The sequence below is a fragment of the Chryseobacterium amylolyticum genome, from assembly GCF_051011775.1.
In the GTDB taxonomy this organism is placed as follows: Bacteria; Bacteroidota; Bacteroidia; order Flavobacteriales; family Weeksellaceae; genus Chryseobacterium.
Genome location: NZ_JBPCHX010000006.1, coordinates 345,988 through 368,718, shown reverse-complemented (window position 1 = coordinate 368,718; position 22,731 = coordinate 345,988). Strand labels below are relative to the sequence as shown.

General features: G+C 39.2%; 19 protein-coding genes. 4 read left to right on the top strand and 15 right to left on the bottom strand.

All coding sequences use genetic code 11. The features are described from left to right. Positions 1 to 207: 207 nt before the first annotated feature. Entirely contained in the window at positions 208 to 1,359 is a 1,152-nt protein-coding gene (locus ACR1PO_RS18195; protein WP_433987680.1) for an efflux RND transporter periplasmic adaptor subunit, read from the bottom strand. A gap of 7 nt (positions 1,360 to 1,366) precedes the next feature. Further along, positions 1,367 to 5,704, bottom strand: coding sequence for a CusA/CzcA family heavy metal efflux RND transporter (locus tag ACR1PO_RS18190; protein ID WP_433987679.1), 4,338 nt, complete (start codon positions 5,702 to 5,704; stop codon positions 1,367 to 1,369). Here ACR1PO_RS18190 and ACR1PO_RS18185 point away from each other — a divergent pair. Continuing rightward, positions 5,703 to 5,930: a hypothetical protein gene (locus ACR1PO_RS18185; protein WP_433987678.1), complete on the top strand. Its 228-nt coding sequence runs from the start codon at positions 5,703 to 5,705 to the stop codon at positions 5,928 to 5,930. The genes ACR1PO_RS18190 and ACR1PO_RS18185 overlap by 2 nt on opposite strands. On the opposite strand, the gene ACR1PO_RS18180 is transcribed toward ACR1PO_RS18185, so the two are convergent. From ACR1PO_RS18180 to ACR1PO_RS18155, 6 genes are all read right to left on the bottom strand, one after another. Further along, positions 5,927 to 6,289 carry a hypothetical protein gene (locus tag ACR1PO_RS18180; protein WP_332386765.1) on the bottom strand — a complete coding sequence of 121 codons (363 nt, stop codon included), beginning with the start codon at positions 6,287 to 6,289 and terminating at the stop codon, positions 5,927 to 5,929. The two genes, ACR1PO_RS18185 and ACR1PO_RS18180, sit on opposite strands and share 4 nt — an antisense overlap. Positions 6,290 to 6,421: 132 nt before the next feature. Further along, positions 6,422 to 6,991, bottom strand: a complete 570-nt coding sequence (locus ACR1PO_RS18175; protein WP_332386766.1) for a Crp/Fnr family transcriptional regulator — start codon at positions 6,989 to 6,991, stop codon at positions 6,422 to 6,424. A 67-nt stretch (positions 6,992 to 7,058) separates the two neighbouring features. Then, on the bottom strand, positions 7,059 to 7,823 hold the full coding sequence (locus ACR1PO_RS18170; protein ID WP_332386767.1) for a siderophore-interacting protein: 765 nt from the start codon (positions 7,821 to 7,823) through the stop codon (positions 7,059 to 7,061). Positions 7,824 to 7,825: 2 nt separating this feature from the next. Then, positions 7,826 to 9,001, bottom strand: a complete 1,176-nt coding sequence (locus ACR1PO_RS18165) for an MFS transporter (protein ID WP_433987677.1) — start codon at positions 8,999 to 9,001, stop codon at positions 7,826 to 7,828. Between the two features lie 85 nt (positions 9,002 to 9,086). After that, the gene (locus ACR1PO_RS18160) at positions 9,087 to 9,695 is read right to left on the bottom strand and encodes a hypothetical protein (RefSeq protein WP_332386770.1); all 609 of its coding nucleotides are present in this window, start codon (positions 9,693 to 9,695) and stop codon (positions 9,087 to 9,089) included. 559 nt (positions 9,696 to 10,254) lie between these two features. Further along, positions 10,255 to 11,043, bottom strand: a complete 789-nt coding sequence (locus ACR1PO_RS18155; RefSeq protein WP_433987676.1) for a helix-turn-helix domain-containing protein — start codon at positions 11,041 to 11,043, stop codon at positions 10,255 to 10,257. Between the two features lie 71 nt (positions 11,044 to 11,114). Here ACR1PO_RS18155 and ACR1PO_RS18150 point away from each other — a divergent pair, with 71 nt between their 5' ends. Continuing rightward, a complete protein-coding gene (locus ACR1PO_RS18150; RefSeq protein ID WP_433987675.1) occupies positions 11,115 to 12,332 on the top strand; it encodes a CynX/NimT family MFS transporter in 1,218 nt (405 codons plus the stop codon). Between the two features lie 77 nt (positions 12,333 to 12,409). Here ACR1PO_RS18150 and ACR1PO_RS18145 read toward each other — a convergent pair whose 3' ends face one another. Beyond that, the gene (locus tag ACR1PO_RS18145) at positions 12,410 to 13,180 is read right to left on the bottom strand and encodes an MBL fold metallo-hydrolase (protein WP_332386775.1); all 771 of its coding nucleotides are present in this window, start codon (positions 13,178 to 13,180) and stop codon (positions 12,410 to 12,412) included. Between the two features lie 92 nt (positions 13,181 to 13,272). Here ACR1PO_RS18145 and ACR1PO_RS18140 point away from each other — a divergent pair, with 92 nt between their 5' ends. Next, complete coding sequence (locus ACR1PO_RS18140) at positions 13,273 to 13,587, top strand: winged helix-turn-helix transcriptional regulator (protein ID WP_433987674.1); 315 nt, start codon at positions 13,273 to 13,275, stop codon at positions 13,585 to 13,587. A gap of 199 nt (positions 13,588 to 13,786) precedes the next feature. Here the strand turns inward: ACR1PO_RS18140 and ACR1PO_RS18135 are convergent, their stop codons facing one another. The 6 genes from ACR1PO_RS18135 to ACR1PO_RS18110 form a co-directional block, all read right to left on the bottom strand. Further along, positions 13,787 to 15,499 carry an RICIN domain-containing protein gene (locus tag ACR1PO_RS18135; RefSeq protein ID WP_433987673.1) on the bottom strand — a complete coding sequence of 571 codons (1,713 nt, stop codon included), beginning with the start codon at positions 15,497 to 15,499 and terminating at the stop codon, positions 13,787 to 13,789. 760 nt (positions 15,500 to 16,259) lie between these two features. Then, positions 16,260 to 17,552 carry an adenosylmethionine--8-amino-7-oxononanoate transaminase gene (gene bioA, locus ACR1PO_RS18130; protein WP_433987672.1) on the bottom strand — a complete coding sequence of 431 codons (1,293 nt, stop codon included), beginning with the start codon at positions 17,550 to 17,552 and terminating at the stop codon, positions 16,260 to 16,262. 233 nt (positions 17,553 to 17,785) lie between these two features. Beyond that, positions 17,786 to 18,769 (bottom strand): biotin synthase BioB, encoded by a 984-nt coding sequence (gene bioB, locus ACR1PO_RS18125; protein ID WP_374462715.1) that lies wholly within the window; start codon positions 18,767 to 18,769, stop codon positions 17,786 to 17,788. 4 nt (positions 18,770 to 18,773) lie between these two features. After that, positions 18,774 to 19,382: a dethiobiotin synthase gene (gene bioD / locus ACR1PO_RS18120; RefSeq protein ID WP_332386779.1), complete on the bottom strand. Its 609-nt coding sequence runs from the start codon at positions 19,380 to 19,382 to the stop codon at positions 18,774 to 18,776. Between the two features lie 44 nt (positions 19,383 to 19,426). Continuing rightward, positions 19,427 to 20,542: an aminotransferase class I/II-fold pyridoxal phosphate-dependent enzyme gene (locus tag ACR1PO_RS18115; RefSeq protein WP_332386780.1), complete on the bottom strand. Its 1,116-nt coding sequence runs from the start codon at positions 20,540 to 20,542 to the stop codon at positions 19,427 to 19,429. Further along, positions 20,535 to 21,158 (bottom strand): hypothetical protein, encoded by a 624-nt coding sequence (locus ACR1PO_RS18110; protein ID WP_433987671.1) that lies wholly within the window; start codon positions 21,156 to 21,158, stop codon positions 20,535 to 20,537. The genes ACR1PO_RS18115 and ACR1PO_RS18110 overlap by 8 nt, the downstream gene beginning before the upstream one ends. Before the next feature lie 67 nt (positions 21,159 to 21,225). Between ACR1PO_RS18110 and ACR1PO_RS18105 the strand changes: the two genes are divergently transcribed. After that, complete coding sequence (locus ACR1PO_RS18105; protein WP_433987670.1) at positions 21,226 to 22,716, top strand: aminotransferase-like domain-containing protein; 1,491 nt, start codon at positions 21,226 to 21,228, stop codon at positions 22,714 to 22,716. Positions 22,717 to 22,731: the final 15 nt, after the last annotated feature.

The window sequence follows — 22,731 nt, the reverse complement described above, 5'->3', positions numbered from 1 at the left end:
TTTTTTAAGTTGTTTGAAATAAAAAAGATCAGTTGGATAACTGATCTTTTCTTCTTGTATGTTTCATAAGAAGCTTGCTTAAACATATAGTACACCTAAGTTTTTGAAAATCTTTGATTTTCGCTTATGAAAATTTTCTGCGTCATTATTAAGTGCACTAAAGTGTTTCAAAATAAAAGCTTTTTGACTTTTGTGGTTTCATTTTAATTATTCCGCTTTGTTTTTAAGCATCATCAGAAGGCTGTAAGCACCTTTCCTTACAATCTTTTTATCCTTTAAGGGATCTGCTTTTAAGATCTCTGTAAACTGATCATCTGAAATTCCGGCTGCTACGGGAATCATTTTATAATTGGATTTTCCAAGGTCTTCAAAAACATAATTTTTGTTTTCAAAAGAAACTACTGCTTCGTTGGGAAGTCCCTGGGTAGAACGGCTGCTGATATTGACTTCGGCATTCACATACATACCTTTTACAAATTCCGTATTTACAGATGATAATCTGGCTACTGCAGTTGCTGAACCTCCGTTTTCGATGCTTGGAACTACACTGACAATTTTAGCACTTGATTTCACATCCGGATTCTGATTGTTGTAAACCAAAATCTCCTGCCCGGCTTTCACATCATTTACATCATTTTCAAAAACCTTTAATTCTAACAATAATCCGGCTGGATTAATCAGCTCAAATAAAGTATCTGACGGGTTGATATATTGTCCGTTATTCACAAGAATTTTGCTCACAAAACCTGTAAACGGAGCATAGATATTAATCTTGCTTCTGATATTTCCCGTACTCAGCCCTTTGGCATTGATTCCGATGATTCTGAGCTTTTCCTCAAGACCTTTTAAGGTCGCATTCAGGGTGGAATATTCAGCCTGAGCGGTCTGCATCGTTTTATCACTGCTGGCCTTGCTGGTATTAAGATCTTTCTGCCGGTTATAATTCAATCTTGCCGCTTCGAGCTGGGCTTTTGTCACCAGATAATCCTGCTGAAGCTGTATAAACTGCGGATCCTCTACCACAGCAAGCACCTGTCCTTTGCTGAAATGACTCCCGTTAATCACATTGATAGACTTGATATGCCCTCCCATAATACTGGAAACCAAGCTGATGTGAGATGGTGCAATTTCTGCTTTCCCATTCAGTCTCACGAGCTTTTCCATATTTCTGTCCTGAACTGTGGTGGTTGTCAATCCTACAGACTGGATCTGTTTTTCAGTAAGATGGACTGTATTTTCATTGTTTTTAGCAAATTTTGTGTTTTCATAAACTGTTTTTTCTTCCTCTTTCTTTCCTGAGCATGAAGATAAAGTGAGCGTTAAAGCAAGGCTGTATAGTGATATATTCTTGAAATGCATGACGTTATTATTTTGAAATTAAGAATTGAAGTTCCGCTCCGGTCTGATTGAGCTTTTCCAGCTGGTCAATATAATCTGCTTTGGTTTTTACGGCCTGGTTCACAAGGATTACCCAATCCAGGTAATCAATTTCTCCCACTTCCATCTGTTTCTGTGCTGTTTTTAAAATCGTTTCAGATTTTGGAAGCTGTTTTTGTTCATAATTTTCAATGACCTGCTGTTGATTCATATAATTGGCCAGCTGTTGGTTTAACCTGTTTTTAAGCTCAATTTCTTTTCTCCTGTACTGGTTTTCAGAGATGGCAATTTTTGTCTGTGCTGCTTTTGCCAAAGCTCTTTGCCCTTTTGTAAATAGCGGAATTCCCACACCCACCTGAACCGAATTGAAGCGGTTATTATTGATATTTTTCATGCTCTGATTGGTATATCCTACAAGAAGATCCGGAAGCAGTCTGCTTTTTTCCAGCTGTACTTCTGCTTCTCCTACTTTGATCTGTTGCTGCAGATATTGTAACTCCGAATGCTGCTTTACCATTTCTTCAGAGATCTGAAGACCCATATTTATCGTTGGTTTATCAGCTATAGGCTGGTAAGGCGTTTCGGATTGAAGTAACAGCTGAAGCTGAAGTTTTGCTATGTTCAGGTCATTTTCAAGAGTATTCAGCTGTACTTTTACCTGTTCTTTCTGGATTTCTGCTGTGGATTCTTCCAGGATATTGGCTTCTCCTTTTTTTAATCTTAATCCTGCTTTATCGGCAAAATTATTGTACAGCTGGCTGATGTATTCCAGCACTTTTTTCTTTTCCTGAAGGACCAATATTCTGTAGAAAACATCTGTCACTTCTTTGGTAAGCTGTGCCTTTGTCAGATTCTGATTGATAATACTGGCAGACCATTCGGCATCCAGCATCTGCTTTCTTTTTGAATATACTGTCGGAAAACTGAATCGCTGAGAAATTCCGAATGAATTATCGGTTTCCTCACCCTGAATCTGTCCAAACCCTCCGGTAACTTCAAGCTGCGGGATATCCAGATAGCTGGCTTTCAGCTTTTCCTGATAATCTGATACTAATTTTGAGTTTTTAAGAGTGCCATTTTGCAGGTATGCTTTTTCCAAGGCCTGGTCGTAAGTAATATTTTCCTGAGCCTGATAACTTCCAAAGGTGATCATCAGTAAGAAAACAGACAGTTTTTTATAGTTGGATTTTTTAGAAAATTTCATTTTATTTTTATTAATATGTTCAAAAAGGACGTACAGAATAGGAAGTACAAACAAGGTTAAAAGGGTTGCAAGCATCAAACCACCGATTACTACGGTTGCCAAAGGTCTCTGTACTTCCGCTCCCGCACCATTGCTGATGGCCATAGGAAGGAACCCTAAAGAAGCTACAAAAGCTGTCATCAAGACCGGGCGAAGCCTGATTTTTGTTCCCATCAGTACAATTCTGCTGGTGTTGGTTATTCCGTTCTTTTTCAATCGGTTAAACTCTGATATCAAAACAATTCCATTAAGCACTGCAACTCCGAATAATGCTATAAACCCTACGCCTGCACTGATGCTGAAAGGCATCCCTCTCAATGCCAGAAAATAAACCCCTCCGATGGCAGATAAAGGAATGGCTGTGTAGATCAGTAAGCTGTGTTTTACAGAACCGAAGGCAAAGAATAACAAAAGGAAAATCATTACTAATGAAATAGGAACTGCAACTCCAAGCCTTGCTTTAGCTTCATTCAGGTTTTCAAAGGCACCGCCGTACGAAACAGTATATCCGGGTGACAGTTTAAGGCTTTTGCCTGCTTTTTGCTGAAGTTCTTCCACAATACTCTGAACATCTCTTCCTCTTACATTAAAACCTACAATGATTCTCCTTTTTGTATCTTCCCTCTGAATCTGGTTCGGACTGTTTTTAAGTTCTACTTTAGCCAGCTGTGATAAAGGAATCTGTTCTCCCGAAGCGGTAGGTACCAGAAGATTTTGAATGCTTGTAATATCTTTTTTATGTTCATTATCCATCCGGACCACGATATCAAACTTCTTCTCACCTTCATATAAAGCGCCTGCGGTCTGGCCTGCAAAAGCCATGTTGATCACTCTGTTGATATCTGCTACTGAAATATTATAACGGGACAGTTCAGGACGGTTATAATCGATAACAACCTGTGGAGCGCCCACCACAGGCTCAATATAAAGATCCTGGGCACCTTTTACCGTATTGATGATGCTTCCCATCTTTTTTGCATACGAAGCAAGGCTGTCCAGATCCTCTCCATAAATCTTGCACACTACATCCTGTCTTGCTCCTGTCATCAGCTCATTGAAACGCATTTGTACAGGAAACTGGAAGCTGGTTGTCAATCCCGGAATAACGCTTAGTGCCTTACTCATTTTATCAGAAAGCTCCGGAAATGTTTTGGCAGAAGTCCATTCCTTTTTAGGTTTCAGAACAATGATAATATCTCCGGCGTCCATAGGCATGGGCTCTGTGGGAATTTCAGCACTACCGATTTTGGTCACTACTTTTTCTACTTCGGGAAACTGTGTTAAAAGGATGTGCCCGGCCTGTGTAGTTGCTTTTTTTGTTTCGTTGATGTTGCTTCCCTGAAGGATTCTCATTTCAACGGCAAAGTCACCCTCTTCCAAAGACGGAATAAACTCTCCTCCCATTCGGGAAAGGGTAAACACGGCACCTGCAAAAAGGATCAGCACACTTAGGATTATTGTTTTTCTGTATTTAAGTGCTTTCATCAGGAGCTTCTGGTGGGCTGTTTCCACTTTACCCATGACACGGTCTGAAATATTTTCTTTCTCTTTCTTTTTTCTGCTTAATACCAAAGAACTCATCATCGGAATATACGTCAGAGAAAGTATAAATGCACCGATCAGCGCAAAAGCAACCGTCTGTGCCATAGGCTTGAACATCTTTCCTTCAATCCCCTGAAGTGTAAAAATCGGAAGATATACAATTAAAATAATGATCTGTCCGAAAACAGCACTGTTAACCATTTTGGTAGCAGAGCCTGAAACCTGGTCATCCATTTCCTTTTTGCTGAGCATATTGTCTTTCCCGAAATGCTTTTTGTGGGCGAGCTGGTGCAGCACTGATTCTACAATAATAACGGCCCCGTCTACAATAAGCCCGAAATCAAGCGCTCCAAGGCTCATCAGGTTCCCTCCCACACCAAAGATGTTCATCATGATAATGGCAAAAAGCATAGCCAAGGGAATTACAGAAGCTACCAGTAATCCTGCCCTGAAGTTTCCTAAAAATAAGACAAGGATGAAAACCACGATCAGTGCGCCTTCCATCAGGTTTGTTTTTACAGTACTGATTGTATTGTTCACCATTTTGGCACGGTCAAGGAAAGGTTCAATTACGACTCCTTCCGGTAATGATTCCTGAATTTTTTCCAGTCTTTCTTTAATATTTCCGATCACTACATTGGCATTCTCTCCTTTCAGCATCAAAACGATAGCTCCGGATACTTCTCCGGTATCATTATAGGTCATAGCACCATATCTTGTCGCATAACCTATCTTTACGGAGGCTACATCTTTGATATGCACCGGAATGTTTTCCCGGGTTTCCGCTACCTGAATGTTCCCGATATCTTCCATACTTCCCAGAAGCCCTTCACTTCGGATGAACAAAACAGTTTCCTTCTTTTCAATATAAGCTCCTCCCGTATTCTGATTGTTTTTCTCAAGGGCAGCAAAAACATCATTGATATTGATATTAAATGCCTGTAACTGATTAGGATTAATAGCAATTTCATACTGTTTCAGTTTCCCTCCGAAACTGCTGACATCTGCTACTCCTTTGGTTCCAAGAAGCTGTCTTCTGACTACCCAGTCCTGAATTGTCCTCAGCTCCGTTTCATCATATACATTTTCATAACCTTTTTTGGCTCTTACCACATACTGGAAAATTTCTCCCAATCCTGTTGAAATAGGCCCTAATTCCGGCTTGCCAATTCCTGCCGGGATATTGTCCTGAACAAGCTGCAGGCGCTCCTGTACCTGCTGGCGTGCCCAGTATACATCTGTATTGTCATCAAAAACTACGGTCACTAATGAAAGTCCGAAACGTGAAAAGCTTCTCAGCTCTGTAATTCCGCTGATATTGCTGGTAGCCTGTTCAATAGGAAACGTAACTAGGCGTTCTATATCTGCCGCACCGTAAGAAGGTGCCGTTGTAATGATCTGAACCTGATTATTGGTGATATCCGGCTGAGCATCAATGGGAAGTTTCGTGGTTTCGTAGATCCCAAAAAGCACAAGCCCCACTGTAAACAGAGCAATGATGAGTTTATTCTTTACAGAAAACTCAATAATTTTATTTAACATGAAAAAACTATTAATGGATAACCTGACGGCAAAACCGTTCCTGAGTGAAATCTTCATTTGTTCACAGACAGCGACTGGAAACCTTCCGGCCTCATCAGCATATCATAAGAAAATAAAGGTGGTACTACATCATAAACAACGTTATCATGCACAACAGGCTAAATTGATATATAATAATAAATGGAATGCTTTAAGAATAAAGCAATTTCAGTATAGAATCAATTAAGAAAACCGCGGAGGCTGGAAAATCTGAGAAAGGTACTGATGGGAAAAATCTTTTTCCTTGTAAATACTGGTTTTCTTTGAAACCGTAATTTCTTTAGGTTTTTTTATTTCGAATATCAGTTCCGGAAGCTGGGCATGTACAGTCAGTACAATAGGAGGATTGATAAACGGCAGCTTCTGGTCTGTATCCCAGTCAGAATCCTGCTTATGGTTATCATAATGTTCCATGACAAATTCCGAAAGACTTCCCTGGTATTCCATGAAATGTTCAACAAACATAGGTACTTTCAGTACTTCCCCCGCATTGGTGGTAGCCAGCACATACATCATTGAGCATAATATGGAGAACCATTTTAACATTGATGCAAATATAAGGCTTAAATTTTTCCTGAGAAGGCTGTAGTATTAAATTTTTGAGAATTTAATCTAGTTTAAAAATGGTTTAAATAAATAATAGTTATTTCAAATAATGTTAGATTCATCAAACAAAAATTAAAGCCTGGATTTCAGTCTGCTTAGTGTTTCCTGTGAAATATTAAGATAGGATGCCACCATTTTATTAGAAAGCCGACGTACAATAATCGGATTTTCTTCCAGTAGCTGTTTGTATTTTTCAAGAGCATCCTGCACCATAAACGACATCAGTCTTTTTGTGTTGGCTATACAGGCAATTTCAATATAAATTCTGTAAAATTTTTCCCACTGGGGAATAATGTCCAGTAAATGATAAAAATCCTGGTGGGTAATGTAATATACCTCCGAATCTTCTACAGCCTGAAGAAGCTCATCAGAAGGTTCTGAAGTAATAAAGGTATGAAGTGCTGTGGCAAACTGATTTTCAAAAGCAAAATATCTTGTAGAATCCTGCCCCTCCTTATTAATATAAAATATCCGTAAACAGCCTTTTACAACAAAGAATGTTTTCTTAGGAGAGTGAACATTGGTAACGAGAAGCTCGTTCTTTTGTAATTTGACAGGTTTGAAATAAGAAAGAATAACTTTCAATTCTTCATCTGTTATTGATATTTTGCTTTTAATATATGAAACTAATACGTCTTCCATTTATTTAAATCAGTCACAGCAAATTTAGCAATAAATATGTTAAAAAACTTACTGCTATTCCGGCTTCTTATGTGCTTTCGGATGATTTCCCTTCCGCTTGCCCTGCTCTCCAGTAGGAACAGGCATACATGGCACGGGCGTCCCGTTTCAGATTTGTTTTAAAATAGATGCGAAGCTCCTGCACCGTTGTATATTCTGCTGCGATATAAACATATTCTTTCAGGACTCCGGGTGGAAACCGAAACGATTTGACTGTTTCTGAAAGCCGGCTTCCGTTCTCAGGGTGAGGATTGTGAAGCCATTCCACCGAGATATCCGCGGCAGAACACAGGATAAGCTCATCTTCCCTGCCTGCAACTTCCAATATGAATTTTGCTGTTACATAAGACGGAAGCTGTTCTGCTATGGCACAAATGACCGGTAATGCTGTAGCATCCCCTGCCAGCAGATAAAAATCAGCATCGGGAACCAAAGGTCTTGTACTTTCTTTCATCCCTATTTCCAATATATCACCCTGCTTGGCTTTCAGTGCCCATGCAGAAGCAGGTCCTTCATCGCCATGAGCAATGAAATCTATAGTTAATTCACGCTTTTCCAGATCAATTTTTCTGTTGGTGTACGTTCTTATAAAAGGAATACTTCCCTTTTCTGCCGGTATAAATATTTTGTTATTTGAACCGGAGCGTACATTAACCAATGATTCAGCCTGTTTATCATCTATTTCAAATACCACACGGATAAGATGAGGAGTAAGATATTGTTTGTTTTTAACAATAAATGCAGAGCGTATTTTCTTTGTCTGCTCTGCCAGAGCAATTATAGAATTTTCCATTTTTATTTTTTATTTATTAGTAAAATCACAATAGACACTATACAGCTGATGCCCCCGAAAAGATACACCGTCTGATAATCAAACCAGCCTGCGATTAATCCTGCAATGGGTCCTGCCAGTCCTAATGAAAGGTCAACGAAAGCCACATACGCACCCAATGCTGTTCCTCTCATCTGAGGATTTACTTTTTGGATTGCAAGCACTCCCAGAGCAGGAAAAACCAATGAAAATCCAACACCCGTTAATCCACATCCGATGATGGCCAATATTTTGGATGCAGACGTCCAGATCAGCAGCTGTCCTGCTACTTCGATCATCAGAGAAAGTAAAGCAATCTTAAAACCTCCGTATTTATCAGGAAAAGAAGCAAATAAAATTCTGGTCAGAACATAGCATGCTCCGAAGATCATAAAGGCAAGTGAAGCATCACCCCAGTTTTTCTGTGAGAAAAATAAAGCAATAAAAGAAGCAATACATCCAAAAGCCATCGATGAAAAAGCAAGACTCAATCCCTGTCCGGATATAGCACCAATTACCTTGTAGAAAGGAGTTCTTACGTGCTCTTGATCTACAGGAATAGAAGGAAGTTTTGCGGTGGAAAGCCAGCTTATCACCGGAAGTAAAGCAATAAGAACAAAAGCAGGCAGAATATTATATTCTTTGCTTAGCCAGATGCTGACAGGTGCTCCGACAGCAATTCCCGCATACATAGCGATACCGTTCCAGGTCATTACTTTTCCGGAGCTGGAGTGCCCTACGAGACCTATTCCCCAGGTTAATGCTCCTGTAACCAGAAAACTTTCACCTACACCATGAATAATTCTTGCCAGTAAAAGAAAGGCAAGTGCCAGCATTGGATGAGCCTGAAATAATACAGCCAGTACATAAACTGCTCCGGCAATCACTGCCAGTATCACACCGGACATTTTACTTTTCTTGGCTCCTTTTGTATCTGTGATTTTGCCGGAATAGGCCCGCGTTAAAAGTGTCGACAGGAACTGAAGGCCAATGACAAGTCCCACCATTATACTGTCAAAACCTAAACTGCTCTGGACAAAGCTGGGAAGTACCCCCAAAGCAATTCCTATCGTCAGGTAAACTCCGAATACCGAAATAATAATCGGAGCGGTCGCCTGGTAGAAATTAATAGTCTGCCCTTTTTCTAATGTTGTACTCATAAATTTTGTTTAAAATATTCGGGTGCAAAGGTCCCCGAACAGCTAACACAAAACTTTGATCTAGATCAAAAAAGGTACAGGGGTTTTAATCAAAATCTAAAAAACCATCAGTAAGCTGTTTCCATTGTATTTTGGCAACTCCGAACATTCCGGGAATGGCAATGAAAAGATTTCTTATTACATCAAAGAATTTTGCATTAAAATTAGGCCTTTCATTTCGTCCGTATACTGCAGCTTTCAGATGATCAGGGCTTCTGGATATCATGAAGGTGGAAGTAGCTCCTGAACCGTAAAAATGGGCAATATGGCGGTTTTTTTTATTCTGGGGATTTATGGAAGGTCTGCACGTCATGGATATACTTTCAGAAAAGCTGTCCTGATAGAAACAAATATCTGTAACTTCCACCCAGTCATATCCCCTGGCTTCAGGTTCTCCCGGCCCCGGAATGTCAATCCGGATAAAATCACCTTTCTGAGGTTCCCGGTTGACCGCATTACCATCGGAATCGTACAATTTAAATGCTGCAAATGCTTTCCCGCTGTAACTTTCCCATTGATTCACTGAGAAAAATCTTTCTTTTAACAGGGTAAATTTCAGCGGAATCAAATCCTGCTTAAATGCCTTTCTGCTTTCCGTATCATGGAAACCTCCGGACTTTTGTGCAGGAACGCCTTTGAATATCTTTGGACTCATATGATAAGGTTTTTAAGCAATTTAATCCAAAAACCATTCTGAATTTTATGAGCAGGGTCACAAAAAAGGTAAACACATGTTTGATTATGGACTTAAATAATCCATTTTCCAGTGATCATTCTTTTTTATAATTCCTTATTTTGGATAGAAAACAGGCACACAATTCATATAACAGCGAATTATATTTTACAGGCTGTGTATTTATATTGCCAATTCATAAATCCTAAAGAAAATAAAAAACAATTAGGAAATAATTACTTTTATTTAAAATAAATAATTTTTAAAAAAAATGCGCTTACGATGTTTTGCATAATATGATTTTTGTTTATATTTGTGAATCGAAATAATTTTTTTTCATCATTTGTGTTTTTTTAAGGTCTCCATTCGTGGAGACCTTTTTATATTCAATTATATCATAATCGAATATTGGCTATTGAAATGGAAAAATAATTGAAATGTGAAATATTTCTTTTTTTAATATAGCTGATTGCTTTTATATAAAGGAATATATGAAGTTTTGCGATGTTAATAATTCCCTTTTTTGTTGAATATTATGCGCTTATTGAATGGTCTTAATGAAATCTGTGGGCCTGAACTGCATCACAGCCTGAAAACTTCTGGTGAATGCCTGAACACTCTTATACCCTACTTCATAAGCTGTTTCTGAAATCGTAAGAGTGCCAGAGCTTAAAAATTCCAGGCTTTTAATAATGCGAAGCATCTGCTGGTATTTGCTTAAAGTAAGTCCTGTTTCTTTTTTGAAAATTCGTTCCAGTGTACGGAAAGAAAGAAGAGCTGTGTCACTGAGATCTTCCAGCCTGATCTCATTCCGGTAATGGCTGTGAAGATGTTCTATGACTCTGGTGAGGCGTTTGTCTTTCGGAAGACTGATGTGAAGGGTCAGCGAATGCTCTACAAACCGTGGTAGTTCATTGAACAGCGCTTTCAGAAAAAGGTTTTCATTATGATCTGAATTCATCAGCTTTGACCATTTTTCGGAATATTTGATCATTTCTTTTAAAACCGGAGGGACGGAAAATACATTGATCTCCTGATAAAAAGGATTATCCGTACTGATATTGATATCTGCAAACATGATCATCAGCTTGATTTTTTCAGAATGTGAATTCGTTTTGTGAACGGCATTAGGGGGAATCCATACAGCGTGATTCTGCGGAAGAAGATAAATTTTTTCTTCAATAGTGATATACTGGAAGCCGCTTTCCACATAGACCAGCTGCCCTTTCTGATGGTGGTGAAATACATCATCGTGAACCCAGTTTTCTTCAAACCAGACGAAATAAGGTTTCTTCAGTTCATCTATTTTTATGCTGTCGTTCGCGCTCATGTCGTTTTAGGTTAAAATTTTGGCAAAATTAAACAAAATTACTACGCTAATTTTGCGCAAAAGTTTTAATTATGATGAAGAATGAAGTAAAAAAGAATACTTCGTATGTTTTATTAATCATTAATGTTCTGGTCGTTATATTGATTTCCGGCAATCTCCGTTCCCCGATTGTTGCAGTTGCGCCTGTGTTGGGAGAAGTGAGAGATGCCTTGAATCTGGACAATTTTCAGGTGAGTTTACTGACTTCTATCCCACTGTTTATGTTTGCGGCCTGTTCTGTCCTGGTGAGCAGATTTTCCAATAAGTTAGGAATCAGTAAACTGCTGATGTATTCACTGGTAATTTTAAGCTTTGGTTTATTTTTAAGAATCAGCGGATCCCTTTGGCTTTTATTTTTAGGTTCTATCTTCATTGGTTTGGGAATATGCATTGGAAATGTAGTTACTCCCGGATATGTTAAAAACAATTTTCCGAAACAGATTGGTCTCATGACAGGGATTTTTGCTGTATCCATGAACCTTACAGCGGCTCTGGCTTCAGGGTTTAGCGTGAAAATCGGAGAATGGACGGGATTCGGATGGAAAGGCTCTCTGGGAATATGGCTGGCGATTGCAGCACTGGGCTTTCTTGTTTTATCATTGGAATCCGTATTCAATAAAAGAAACTCTGATCAACCCAAAACGGCGCTCAGCACTTCAGATTTTAATATGTTCAGATCTGCTCAGGCATGGAATATCAGTGTTTTTATGGGGCTGCAGTCTTTATTTTATTATTGTCTGGTGGCATGGCTGCCTTCATTTCTTGCTGATTTTCATATGCAGGGAGAAAGTTCCGGCTGGGTATTTTTTGTGATTCAGATTACGATGATTCCCGTGACGTTCTGTTGTCCTATTATTGCCAGTAAAATGAAAGATCAGAGAGCTATGATCCTTTTTATCTGCACGCTGATGTTCGGAAGTACCATGATGTTTGTCTTTCTGAAGTCTCAATGGATTTACGTAAATGCTGTACTCATAGGGATTTCCAATGGATTGTCTTTCAGCTTATCCATTCTGTTCTTTTCCACGAGAACGAAAAGCAGCATGAATGCGGTTAAAATATCAGGTATGGCACAGTCGGTAGGGTATCTGATTGCCGCTTTTGGTCCTCCATTATTTGGTAAGCTGCATGACTGGGATATTTCCTGGAACAGCTCATTTTATTTATTGAGTCTGGCAGTATTGTTAATGCTCTATTTTGGAATGAAGGCTGCGAGAAATAAATATGTAGAAGATGAAGACATAAGGTAAAGAGACTGTCTCAAAAGCCAAATTATTTGACTTTTGAGACAGTCTCTTTTTTTTGTTTTTTCAAACAGGTTTACTAATTAAAATTTTAATTCAGCTTCTTCACCGTTATCAAGTACAAGACATCTCTTCTCTAGGCCGTTTTCATTGATTTTCTCCTTAATAAATTTTCTGTCTTCCGTACAATGGCTTACGGCTTCAAGGTGAGTTACCCAAACAGTAGACTCCGGAGCATATTCACAGACTTTCAGTATGTCTTCACTGGTCATAATAATGGGATCCCCTATGGAAAAAGTAGCGGCTCCCCCTGCTACAATGATGTGTTGTGGCTGATGCTGAGCAATTTCCTGAGCAATTTCATCATACCAGATGGTATCTCCCGCGATGTATACTGATTTATTGTCTGTTTTAAATACAAAACCATTCACGATTCCCATTTTTTCTCCGATTTCTCCGGTTCCATGCTGTCCTTTGGTGGTTGATATCTCAATATTTCTGAATTGAACCGGATCATTATTGACAGCAATAATGTTTGTGAAACCCTGGCCTGCAATCTGTTCCGAAATGATAGCCGGGCAGATGACCGGAATATTTTTATCAAGAAGTTCAATAGCAGCAGCGTCCCAATGATCAGGGTGAAGGTGGGTTACAGCAACCGCATCTACGCTTTTTAATTTTTCATTTAATTCTTCTTTATTAAAAGGCAGGTCTACGAGAGGATTGAGTAATTCGCTGTCTGTCATTGGCATTTTCCCTCTGGAACCTTTCTCTCCCAGCATGGGATCTACCAGAATAGAAATTCCATCAATATTCAGTAGTAATGTTGCATTGCGCCACAATTGTAATTTCATTTTGGGTATTTTTGTTGAACAAAGGTATTACCTGACCATGGTAAAACAATCGAAGGTTACCAAAAGGTTAACCATAAATATTCAATTGACTTATGAATTTTGAAGAATTTAAAAACTGTGGATTAAGACGAAGCCTGGATGTCCTTTCTGGTAAATGGAAACCATTAATTCTACAAAACCTCTTTGAGGAAGACCGGGTGCGTTTTGTGGAGCTTTGGCGGAATATGCCCAGGGTTTCCAAGAAAGTATTGGCAGAACAGTTGAAGCAGCTGGAAAAAGATCTTATCATTGAACGGACCGAAGTGTATAATTTTCCACCGGAAGTTTATTATAAGCTGACAGAAAAAGGTCAGAAGCTGGGGCCTATTCTTTCTGAACTTCATGCATGGGGAGACGGATTGAGATAAAGCAGCTTATTAGATTGCCAATTTATATGTGATTTACAGTAAAAGTATACTATCAGGAGAAATGATAAGATCCTGAAATAGCTTTTTACATAGTGAAGCTTTAGTTTTTTATTAAAAAAAATCGCGATAAGTAATACTTACCGCGAAATAGTATAAAGATTTTAGAAAATAAAATCATGTTTACATCTTTTTGGGATGTTTAGTTCATTGCTATAAATTTGAACTTGAACAGTTGGCAGGATGTACCATAATAATCCCAAAGCTGTAAATTGGAATTGCCGTCCATGGTACAGCTTGGAATATCCCAGCCACGGGTAGCATCCACTTTTGACAGGATTTTGTAATAACCATTGGAGACAGCAACTACCTGCCATGCCTGCGCGTCATTGCCATAGTTTTGCCAAAGCCGGATTGATGTTCCCAGTGTGTTGCTGTTACTTGTCAGATCAATACAACGGTTAGATGCACTCGCTTTGGATACAAAACGCCAGTATCCATTTCCGGCATCAATGGCAACCCATCGCTGCGCGTTGGCACCATTCCTTGTCCATGGTCTTAGCACTGCGCCGTTGGCATCCTCACCTGACTTTAAATCAAGTACTTTGTTGGCATCGGTTTGAAATTCAATCTCATAAATACCATTATTGACCAGGCTGCTGGTTGTGTTACAGTTTCCAACAGGATAATTGGAGGATGCATATTGCTGAAACCACTGTTTGCTTGGGGCCGCACACGCCTCCCAGTCATTATTGAAGGCTGTTCCTGCATTAGGATCTCCCTTGTGAAGCAGATCATCAGGGGCAAGGAGGTTCCAGCTCACATTGCCCGACTGATCCACAATATATTTTAAGTTTGCGCCAAATCCGCTTCCTCCTGCAGTACCGGTAGTAGCAACACCGAAGGTACCATACCCCTGAGGTGCCCAGTCGGTTTCTGTAATCGCGATAGGTGCAATGTCTGCGATTGGTTTAACATTGATATTCCATGCATTTTGAAAGGATTGATAGTTGTTAACCCCACCCCAGTAACCTGGGTAAATATGAACAGCATAGCCAATATTACCCCCTGTGATCTGGTTATTGACATAGCCCTGATAATGCGATTGCCATCCTGTGCCCGGTATCCAGCAAACATTATTGGCTCCGTTGTTACGGATAATATTCACTAAAGGCTGGAAGAAGTTTTTAAGTGCTGCAAAGTGCTCGTTCCCTGTAGATCCCCATGTGCCGTTTGTTCCCAGGATTTCAACAGGTTCATTAGCTAATTCGAACATTACGTTGTCGGCATTCTTTAAGCCAGGATGCTGTGACAAAAAGGTCCATACAGTTTTAAGATAGCTGTGATAAGCATCGTTCACGGCAATACGGTTTGGACATACACCCGGCGGACGCAGGATGACATACATTCCCAGACTGCGGGCATGGTTGATCAGTGGAATAATCACCTGATCCGTATAAGTTACCAGGCGGTTATAATTGAATCTTGAGATATCGTTCTCAGGGATGGCCGGTCCGGGATCATTGGTCCAATACGGATCAATATGAAGGCGGATGTAATTGAGATACCAGCCATCAGCAGCGTTGCTGAGTTTGGTCATGACAGCCTTGTTATAGTTCAGGGCGCCCTGAACATTGTAATTGTCCCAGGTACAGTAGCCTGAATTGGCACCATACTGACATCCGTTAAACCAGGGGCTGGGTGTTATGGCAACACCATGTAAGAGAACCTTATTGCCGCAGGGATCCTGAAGGTATCTGCCTCCGACATGCAGCATGGGTGTTGCCGCGAATGCTCTTGCAGTAGCACTTAGATTAGCTTCAGGTTCTTCGAGTAAATTTTTTTCATCCATCGTAGAACAGCTGGAAAGAATGATTAACAGAAAGGCCAGTAGCCACATTTTGTTTGTTTTCATAGTTTAAATATTAATATTAAAGGTGATTTCTCAGTTTTACTCCTAGCCATCAATTTTTCGACTCGCTATCTTACGTAGGAGTTTCAGATGTTCGGATAGTAAAGTAATGTTGCAATAATGTAACTCTGCTCAACAGAATTATGTGTTGATCTTCGTTACTTTGTTTGCTTTCAGATTTAGCAGAAAAATGAAACCGTTTCTATTCCATTTCAGACTGAAAGACTTTCTTCTTTTTCCGGATTTTCCACATGTATATGTGTGATGTTATGAAAATCCAAATTATCGCTGATTACGATTGTTAGTTTATGATAAAAATAATCATATTATTAAATATAAAGCAATATTTTAATAAAATTTATATTAAAAAATCAATATCATAAATAAAATAATTAACAAATAGTCATAATGTTTTTATAATAAAGAAAATAAAAAGAACCTTATCATAAATTTTCATTTAGATGTTTATGAAAAAAGAAGAAAATGATTGTTTACATTCCTGAAATTTTCCATTTTAAGCTCATAAAGCCCTCACAAAAAGCGTATTTATTGATAAGCTGTATATTTAAATTGTAACAGAAATATATTAATCAGAATTTCAATAAAGGGGACAGGAAGAATTATAGTATTTTGAAGAAAACGGAACAAAGAATAGATTAAGATATGAATAACTCTTATCCTTTAATACATTAAAACCTTATAGGTTTGAAAACCTATAAGGTGCATTAAAAAATTAAAAATAATTATTACCGGAAGGGATCGTTCAATCTTTAAACTGATCCAGAACTTCCATAATATTCTGATAGACAAAATCCAGTTCTCCGGAAGTAATACAATATGGTGGGACCAGATAGATTACATTTCCCAGCGGCCTCATGATTATTCCTTTCTGTAAAAACTCATTGTAAAGCTTCTTCCCTATTTCATTGAAATAAGAAGTCCCATTCCCGGTTTTAAAATCGAAAGCCAGAATAGTTCCGATCTGGCGAACTTTTTCCACACGAGGATGTAAAGCAAGTGTCTTCACAAACTCTGAATGTTGATGAGTGATGCGGTTGATATTCATTTGAGTTTCATTGGTCAATAGTAGTTCCATACTGGCAAGAGCCGCTGCACAGGCTAAAGGATTAGCTGTAAACGAATGCCCGTGGAATAAGGTTTTATATCGGTCTTCAGAAAGAAATGCCTTGTAGATGTTATTAGAACAGGTAGTAATTCCCATAGGCATGGTTCCGCCGGTAAGCCCTTTTGAAAAGCACATGATATCCGGTTTTTCTGTAAGATAATCCGCTGCGAAGAGCTTGCCTGTTCTCCCAAATCCGGTAAAAACTTCATCCTGAATCATAAGAATACCTTCTTCTCTGCAGAATTTCATTAGTTGGCTTAGGTCTTCAGTTTTATACATCAGCATTCCGGCTGCTCCCTGAACCAGTGGTTCATAAATAAAACATGCTGTCTCATCGGCCAGTTCTTTAATCTGTTGCTGCAGTCTTTCGAGGTTTTCAGCATTGGGGGTATCAATGAAAACGACTTCAAAAAGCATGCTTTCAAAAGGTCTTGTCCAGAAGCTTTTTCCGCTTACAGACATCGCTCCGAAAGTATCCCCGTGATAGGCATTTTTAAAAGCTAAAATCTTTGTTTTCTTTTGACCTTTATTATATGCATATTGAATACACATTTTCAAGGCTACTTCTACCGCTGTAGATCCGTTATCAGAGTAAAAAACTTTTTCCTGACCGGATGGAAGAAGTTTCAGTAAATTTTCTGAAAGCTGTACAGCCGGTTCATGAGTAAAGCCTGCAAAAATAACCTGTTCCAGTGTATTTAACTGTTCAGATACACGTTGTGCTATATAAGGATGAGAATGCCCATGCAGCGTTACCCACCATGAAGAAACCACATCCATATATTTTTTTCCTTCGGTATCATACAGATAAATTCCTTTTCCTTTTACAATGGGAATGGCATCATCAGCGGTTTTCATCTGTGTGTACGGATGCCAGTTGACTGCTTTGTCTCTCTCCTGCAGGCTGATTTCTTTTGTTATTGTATTCATATTGATCTAAAAAAGGTAATGAGTGATAGAGATGGATTTAACAATAATTTAGTTGAATATGTTGGCGTAAATGTTGGACTAATCGCAAAGACGCAAAGTTTTATCACAGATTGCGTGGGATATTTAAACCTATATCAGATCAGTTTATAAAAATTCAAAAAGGAATTTTACAATAAATGTTATAATACTCATAATCCAGCTCATCACTCATTATTTTATCATTCATTAATTTTCTAACAGCATGTTTCTTTTTTCATCATGGGTTTCAGGCCTAAGGTCTGCAGCATCTGCATATCTTCAGATACACCCGGGTTGGGTGTTACCAGTAACGTTTCTCTTTCTCCTGTGAAAATAGAATTGGCTCCTGCCATAAAGCACCAGGCCTGTTCTGTTTCAGACATTTCTATACGGCCTGCGCTTAATCTTACCATAGAAGAAGGCATTACAATTCTTGCCGTAGCGATCATTCTTACCATTTCCCAGGTGTCTACTTTTTCGTTATCAGCCAATGGTGTTCCTTCTACTCTTGCCAATGCATTGATGGGAACAGATTCCGGATGTTTTGGCATTGTTGCCAACGTTAAAAGCATTGAAATCCTGTCTCTATGGGTTTCACCAAGTCCGATGATTCCTCCGGAACACACTGTGATTCCTGCTTTTCTTACGTTGTTGATGGTATTAATTCTGTTATCAAAAGTTCTGGTAGAGATAATCTCCTCATAATACTGCTCAGAGGTATCAAGATTGTGATTGTAGGCATACAATCCTGCTTCCTGAAGTCTTACCGCCTGTTCTTCAGTAAGCATACCTAGTGTACAGCAAACTTCAAGACCAAGTTCGTTGACCCCTTTTACCATGTCAATTACCCTGTCAAAATCACGGTTGTTACGAACTTCGCGCCATGCTGCCGCCATACAGAACCTTGAAGATCCGGAATCTTTTGCTTTTTGTGCATGGGCAATAACAGTTTCTGTAGGTAATAAAGCCTGTACTTTGATATTGGTGTGATAACGGGCAGCCTGTCCGCAGTAGGAGCAGTCTTCAGGGCATCCGCCGGTCTTGATCGATAATAGTGTTGAAATCTGTACTTCGGAAGGATCATGCCATTCGCGGTGGACAGTGGCTGCTTTATAGATCAGTTCCATCAGAGGTAAATGATAAATTTCCTCAATCTCTTCTTTCGTCCAGTTGTTTCTCAGTGTTGTTTTTGTATCCATTATCCTAATTTTGTATTGTTAACTGCTTTGCAGCATCTTGTATAGACTCCTTATCAGTGATGGTGATTTCGGGAATCTTTATAATTTTTGTTTCTTTTTCAATAAAGCTGCAGATCACTCTTTCTGTATCTTCATGGAAATTTCCGTTAAGAATTAAATACTCCAACGGTATTTCTCTCTGTTGTAAAGCTAAGATTGAAAGCAAGCTGTGATTGATGCAGCCCAGATAGTTTCTTACAACCAATGCTGCCGGAAGGTTTAATTCCTCAATCAGATCAATCATAAATGTTGTGTCTGAAATCGGTACCATAAGACCTCCGGCCCCTTCTACAATCAGTGAATTTGCTGTTTTTGGGAGTTGAAAATCATTCAGACTGATAGTGATATTTTCTTCTCTTGCCGATTGATGTGGTGATGCAGCCAGCTGTAACCGGTAAGTTTCCGGATGGCAAAAGCCGGTATCTGTCCATGCTTCAATTTTATGACTGTCCGTGTAATGAAGATCTCCGGACTGTATCGGTTTCCAGTATTCTGTTTTAAAATGCTGAACCAAAACAGCTGAACAAACTGTTTTTCCTATTTCGGTTCCTATTCCTGTTATAAATAGTTTCATGTTTTGATTTGGGATTCGTGCTTCGTGTTGCGGGGTTTGAAAAATTATATTTTACCTAATTCTTTAATAATTCCTGTCAGTCTCATAATTTCTTCTTCTGTATTAAAGCTGTGAAGACATATCCTCAGCCGTTCACTTCCTTCTTTTACCGTTGGGCTGTATATCGCATAAGTTAAAAACCCTTCCTCTGATAAAGTATGCTGAACTGCTTTAAGTTTTTGGTTATCAGGGATGAGAATAGCCTGAACCGGACTTGTTCCTGATGATGGTGATTGGAGATTTTGGCTTCGGAAAATTGCAATATTGTCCTGAAGTTTTATCGCCTGATCATGGCTTTGATCTAAAAATTCATATCCGGTTTTTATGCTTATCCATTGGAAATCCTGTGCTGATGTTGTGTAAATGAACGGACTTGCAAAATTGACCAGATAAGATTTCACCGTTTCATTACAAAGAATTGCTGCTCCATGAGCTCCAAGAGCTTTTCCGTAAGTGACAACGGCTGCTGAAACCTGACCATGTAACTGATGTTTTTCAATCAGTCCATATCCAAAAACGCCGAAAGCGTGGGCTTCATCAACAATCAGAGAAGCTTTATACTGCTCCGCAATCGCTGCAATTTCCTGAAGAGGAGCAAAATCTCCTTCCATCGAGTACAGACTTTCTATCGCGATATAGCAATGACCTTGCTGTCTTTTTAAAATATTTTTAAGATCTTCAATATCATTGTGTTTGAACTTCAGTTTTTTAGCATTCGAAAGTTGACATGCATCATGTACCGACCGATGAATCTGTTCGTCCACAATGACGACATCATGACGGCTCGGAAGCGTTGAAAACAAAGCCAGATTAGCATTGTATCCGGATGGGAAAAGTAATGCCGATTCAAAATGATGTTCCTGAGCAATATATTTTTCCAAAGAAACTGCAATATCGCTGTTCCCGCTGATTAACCTTGAGCCTGTACTTCCGGAAAGCAGTTGGGGATTTTCCATAATGGCCTGCAACAGGATGTTTTGAAGCTTTTTGTTTCTCGCAAACCCCAGATAATCATTGGAATAAAAATCAACTCCATCAGAGCGAAGTCTTAAACGCCTTAATGTTCCTTCCTCTTTTCTTCTGTTAAGGGATCCCTGAAAACGGGAAGTATTGCTAAGCATGATGTAACTGGGCTACTTCTTCTGTAATCGCATTCATCCACTCTTTATGCAATTCTTTTTCTATGGTCAGAATATGGTCTGCATGGTGTTTCCAGTCTGACGAAAATTCATTCAGTTGATGAATCATTTCTTCCAAATGTCCTTCTTCTTCAAGAATAATAGATTTTACCATGATTTTAGAAGAAGCTTCAGTAAGTGCCTGCTGATAGACAGGATAAAGTTCATCTGCCCGGACCTCAATAGCATAGGTTACAAAAAGATAGGCAGCATATTTAATATCTGTTTTATCAAGATTAAAAGCTTTCTGAAGGTAGCGGCAGGCTTTAATATCCAGTGAGTGAAGATATTGGCTTGTTGCAATAGGAGCCAGAAGCTCTGTGCTTTCGTAAGTTTTGCAGAGTCCGGGATCTATTTTCCCGATCTGCTTTTTCAGGTAATAAGCGTGGCGGTGCTCTTCAGCAGCGTGTTTAAGTTGAATCTGAGAAACCAATGTTGGATGTTCACATTTTGATATTTTTCTGGCACCGGCATTCTCCATAAAAGAAAGTGTATTGAGCCATTTGGCATGGGTACTTCCGTCCTGTACAATTCTTTTTAACAGATGATGAAATTCCATTAGATTTTTATTTTGATGCCAAAAGTAGTATATTGCCGGATGGTTACATGGTGCCAGTTTTGATATTATGGATAGTCCGGTTAGAATTCCCTATGAAAGTTTTATAAAGATTGACAGAAAATCTGAAACTTCCATCTATCTGCAGATTGCAAATCAGCTGATCAATGCGATTCAGCGAGGTGTTTTACCTTTTGGAACAAAGCTTCCGGGAACAAGAACCTTCAGTGAAATGCTGGAAATCCACAGGAATACAGCGGTTGCAGTGTATGATGAACTTTCTGCGCAGGGCTGGACAGAGAGTTTTCCGAATAAAGGAACTTTTGTCATTGGAAAAGATCAGGAAAAACCTGTGAAAGTGAACGATTTTGAGCGGAATAACCTTCAAAACTATCCAATAACGACTGGTTTTTCATTCAAAACATCCAATATCTTAGATAATCCCTTTGAACATTCGGATTGTGAATATGTCTTTAATGATGGCGTTCCGGATATCCGTTTAACGCAAATCGGACAGCATTCCCGGTTTTACAGCTCTATTCTGAAACGTAAATCCAGCCAGAAAGCTTTTGGACATTATAATCATGACGGGAGTGAATTTTTTAAAGAACATTTATCCCAGTACCTGAATCTTTCCCGGGGACTTCCTATTTCCAAGAACAATCTGCTGATTACCCGAAGTACGGAAATGAGTATCTATATTGTTTCCGAGATTCTTCTTTCTGCCGGTGACACCGTATTGGTGGGCGCTTTGAGCTACTTTTCAGTCAATATGATCTTTATGAAAGCCGGTGTTGACATTGTTTCGATTCCTATTGATGAAGAGGGAATTATAGTGGAAAGTGTTCGTGAAGCCTGTAAAAAACAAAAAATACGGATGCTTTATCTCACTCCGCATCACCACTATCCTACTACGGTTGCTTTGAGTGCTCAAAGACGTTTCGAGTTGCTGGAACTGGCCAATGAATACGGATTTATTATCCTGGAAGACGATTATGATTATGAATTTCATTATGATAAAAGTCCAATTCTTCCCTTAGCCAGCGCCGATACCAACGGAATGGTGATCTACATCGGTTCTTTTGGAAAGTCTTTGGCTCCGGGATTCAGGACAGGATTTATTGTAGCTCCGGAAAATCTGATGACAGAAATGCGGAAGTATCTGGGAATTATAGACCGTCAGGGTGATATTCTGATGGAAAGGGCGCTTGGAGAGATGATTGCTGAAGGGGAAATTAACCGTTATCTGAAGAAATCTTTAAAGGTCTACCAGGAAAGGCGCGATTATTTTTCCGGGCTGCTGGAAGAGAATCTGGGTGATTTTATCTCTTTTGAAAAACCTTCCGGAGGGCTTGCTGTATGGCTGGAATGGAATATTCCGCTGAATCTGATGCAGCTGAGCAGGAATTGTGGAAAAGACAATCTTTTTATTCCCAAAACATTGTTGTATCAGAATAAAGCTCTTACGGCAATGCGTCTGGGTTTTGGTGATCTGAATGTTGAAGAAATGAATAAGGGGATTGAGGTTCTTACTAAAAATGTGAAGGGCTTGATTGGTTGATTTATAATCAATTGC

Excerpts from the sequence above, each read along its gene's own strand:
- ACR1PO_RS18180 (WP_332386765.1), bottom strand. The coding sequence starts at position 6,289 with ATGTTAAAATGGTTCTCCATATTATGCTCAATGATGTATGTGCTGGCT.
- ACR1PO_RS18145 (WP_332386775.1), bottom strand. The coding sequence starts at position 13,180 with ATGAAATTACAATTGTGGCGCAATGCAACATTACTACTGAATATTGAT.
- ACR1PO_RS18105 (WP_433987670.1), top strand. The coding sequence starts at position 21,226 with ATGGATAGTCCGGTTAGAATTCCCTATGAAAGTTTTATAAAGATTGAC.
- ACR1PO_RS18150 (WP_433987675.1), top strand. The coding sequence starts at position 11,115 with ATGATGAAGAATGAAGTAAAAAAGAATACTTCGTATGTTTTATTAATC.
- ACR1PO_RS18195 (WP_433987680.1), bottom strand. The coding sequence starts at position 1,359 with ATGCATTTCAAGAATATATCACTATACAGCCTTGCTTTAACGCTCACT.
- bioB (WP_374462715.1), bottom strand. The coding sequence starts at position 18,769 with ATGGATACAAAAACAACACTGAGAAACAACTGGACGAAAGAAGAGATT.
- ACR1PO_RS18160 (WP_332386770.1), bottom strand. The coding sequence starts at position 9,695 with ATGAGTCCAAAGATATTCAAAGGCGTTCCTGCACAAAAGTCCGGAGGT.
- ACR1PO_RS18135 (WP_433987673.1), bottom strand. The coding sequence starts at position 15,499 with ATGAAAACAAACAAAATGTGGCTACTGGCCTTTCTGTTAATCATTCTT.
- bioD (WP_332386779.1), bottom strand. The coding sequence starts at position 19,382 with ATGAAACTATTTATAACAGGAATAGGAACCGAAATAGGAAAAACAGTT.
- ACR1PO_RS18115 (WP_332386780.1), bottom strand. The coding sequence starts at position 20,542 with ATGCTTAGCAATACTTCCCGTTTTCAGGGATCCCTTAACAGAAGAAAA.
- bioA (WP_433987672.1), bottom strand. The coding sequence starts at position 17,552 with ATGAATACAATAACAAAAGAAATCAGCCTGCAGGAGAGAGACAAAGCA.
- ACR1PO_RS18170 (WP_332386767.1), bottom strand. The coding sequence starts at position 7,823 with ATGGAAAATTCTATAATTGCTCTGGCAGAGCAGACAAAGAAAATACGC.
- ACR1PO_RS18175 (WP_332386766.1), bottom strand. The coding sequence starts at position 6,991 with ATGGAAGACGTATTAGTTTCATATATTAAAAGCAAAATATCAATAACA.
- ACR1PO_RS18185 (WP_433987678.1), top strand. The coding sequence starts at position 5,703 with ATGAAAAAACTATTAATGGATAACCTGACGGCAAAACCGTTCCTGAGT.
- ACR1PO_RS18190 (WP_433987679.1), bottom strand. The coding sequence starts at position 5,704 with ATGTTAAATAAAATTATTGAGTTTTCTGTAAAGAATAAACTCATCATT.
- ACR1PO_RS18110 (WP_433987671.1), bottom strand. The coding sequence starts at position 21,158 with ATGGAATTTCATCATCTGTTAAAAAGAATTGTACAGGACGGAAGTACC.
- ACR1PO_RS18155 (WP_433987676.1), bottom strand. The coding sequence starts at position 11,043 with ATGAGCGCGAACGACAGCATAAAAATAGATGAACTGAAGAAACCTTAT.
- ACR1PO_RS18140 (WP_433987674.1), top strand. The coding sequence starts at position 13,273 with ATGAATTTTGAAGAATTTAAAAACTGTGGATTAAGACGAAGCCTGGAT.
- ACR1PO_RS18165 (WP_433987677.1), bottom strand. The coding sequence starts at position 9,001 with ATGAGTACAACATTAGAAAAAGGGCAGACTATTAATTTCTACCAGGCG.